We start from the raw sequence: 2,126 nt of genomic DNA, 5'->3' as shown, positions 1-2,126 counted from the left end.
GAGGCCCAGCCCGACGCGGTCGCTGGCCAGGCCGCGCTCGCCCGGATGCGCTTCGAGGCCGGTCAGACCGACGGCTTCGACGCCGGCTACGCCCGGGCCCTGCCCCGCAGCGCCAATCCCGCCGCCCTGTGGGCCGCCTGGTTCAGCAGCCTGCTGCAGGCCGGCCGCCCCGATCAGGTGCTGGCGATGCTGCACGAGGCGCGCCCGGCGCTCGGCGAGAAGACCGCCCGCTACGAAGCCGCCGCGGCGACGGACGCCGGCCAGCTCGAGCGCGCCGAAGCGGCCCTTCGCGCCGTGGACCTATCCCGCGACCCCGAGTTGCAGCTGGTCAACATGCGCCGCCTTCTCAAGGCCGCCCGGGCCGACGAAGCGGCCCTGTTCGGCGCGCCGCTGGCCCTGGAGGGAGGCCGCCGCAACATCTGGCCCTATCTCGCCACCGCCTGGCGGCTGACGAACGATCCCCGCTGGGGCTGGCTGGAAGGCGATCCGCGCCTGGTCGCCGCCGACGACCTGCCGCTGTCCGCCGCCGAGCTGGCCGAGACCGCCGAGGTGCTGCGCGGCCTGCACCGCGCGAAGTCCCATCCGCTGGACCAGACCCTGCGAGGCGGCTCCCAGACGGAAGGCGACCTGTTCGCCCATGCCGATTCGGCCATCGCCCGGCTGAAGGCCGCCTTCTCCGAGGCGATCCGGCGGTTCATCGACCACCTGCCCCCGCCCGATCCGCGCCACCCGCTGCTCGGGCCGGCGCGCGAGCGGTTCCGCTTCGCCGGCGCCTGGTCGGTGCGGCTGACGGGCAAGGGCTTCCACATCAACCACGTGCACGAGAAGGGCTGGATCAGCTCGGCCTTCTACGTCGCCGTGCCCGAAGGCGTCGGCGAGGGCGCGGAAAGCCACGCCGGGTGGCTCGCCTTCGGCCAGCCGCCAGCCGAGCTCGGCCTCCCGCTCGAGCCGATCCGCCTGATTGCGCCCAAGCCGGGGCGCCTCGCGCTGTTCTCCTCTCTGATGTGGCACGGCACCCTACCCTTCGACGAAGGCGAGCGGCTTACCGTCGCGTTCGACGTCGCCAGCGCTTGACCCGCAGGGGCTAGCGCGCCACCTCCGGCGCCTCCCCTCCCCGGCCGAACAGTGCTAAGGGCCCGCGCCATGAAAGCCGCCGTCATCGTCTTCCCCGGATCCAACTGCGACCGCGACTGCAAGGTCGCCGTCGAGCGCTCCACGGGCGCCCAGGTGGATATGGTCTGGCACGGCGAGACCGAGCTGCCGAAGGGCCTGGACCTGATCGTGCTGCCGGGCGGCTTCTCCTACGGCGACTACCTGCGTTGCGGGGCGATGGCGGCGCTCTCGCCGGTGATGGGGGAGGTCAAGGCCGCCGCCGAGCGGGGCGTGGCCACCGTCGGCATCTGCAACGGCTTCCAGGTGCTCACCGAGGTCGGCCTGCTGCCCGGCGCCCTGCTGCGCAACGAGAAGCTGAAGTACGTCTGCAAGCCCATCGCGCTCGAGGTGACCAACGCCCAGACGCGCTTCACCGCCGGCTACCAGGGCCGCCGCGAGGTGGCGATGACCATCGGCAACGGCGAGGGCAACTACTTCGCCGACGACGAGACCCTCGACCGGCTGGAGGGCGAGGGCCAGGTGGTGTTCCGCTACCTGGAGAACCCCAACGGCTCGGCGAGAGCCATCGCTGGCATCATCAACAAGGCGGGCAATGTCCTCGGCCTGATGCCCCACCCCGACCGCGCCTTCGAACCCGAGCTCGGCTCCGCCGACGGCGCGATCCTTTTCCAGAGCGCCCTGGCGAGCGCCTGAGCTCCTACCTCCCTCACGAATTCGGCGTCAGGAAGCGGAGTTCGCGCCGGGCGCGCCCCGCCTAGCCTCGGGCTCCATCCCAACGGAGCCTGTCATGGATTACGTCGTCTCCGGCCTCTCGGCCGAGCCCTTCCGGCCGCTGTTCGGCCGCCCCGACCACGAGCTGGCGCGCGAGAGCGTCCTCCGGCTGACGGTGGGCGAGGCGGGCCGCTTCCCCTGCCGCATCACACTTGAAGATGCCGAGCCCGGCGAGAGCGTCCTGCTGCTGAACCACGAGAGCCATGGTGCGCCGACGCCCTACCGCTCGTCCTACGCGATCT

At 72.2% G+C, this 2,126-nt stretch carries 3 protein-coding genes; all 3 read left to right on the top strand.

What is annotated here, in order from left to right:
* Positions 1–1,074 (top strand): putative 2OG-Fe(II) oxygenase (locus tag VHK87_RS15360; protein WP_329635766.1); only part of this gene is annotated, 1,074 nt, incomplete at its 5' end.
* 69 nt (positions 1,075–1,143) lie between these two features.
* On the top strand, positions 1,144–1,806 hold the full coding sequence (purQ, locus tag VHK87_RS15355) for a phosphoribosylformylglycinamidine synthase subunit PurQ (RefSeq protein ID WP_329635765.1): 663 nt from the start codon (positions 1,144–1,146) through the stop codon (positions 1,804–1,806).
* Between the two features lie 94 nt (positions 1,807–1,900).
* A partial coding sequence (locus VHK87_RS15350) for a DUF1203 domain-containing protein (protein ID WP_329635764.1) occupies positions 1,901–2,126 on the top strand: 226 nt, incomplete at its 3' end.

Origin of the sequence: Phenylobacterium sp., assembly GCF_036263695.1 — a bacterium.
Taxonomy (GTDB): Bacteria; Pseudomonadota; Alphaproteobacteria; order Caulobacterales; family Caulobacteraceae; genus Phenylobacterium.
This window is presented reverse-complemented; position numbering and strand designations above follow the sequence as displayed.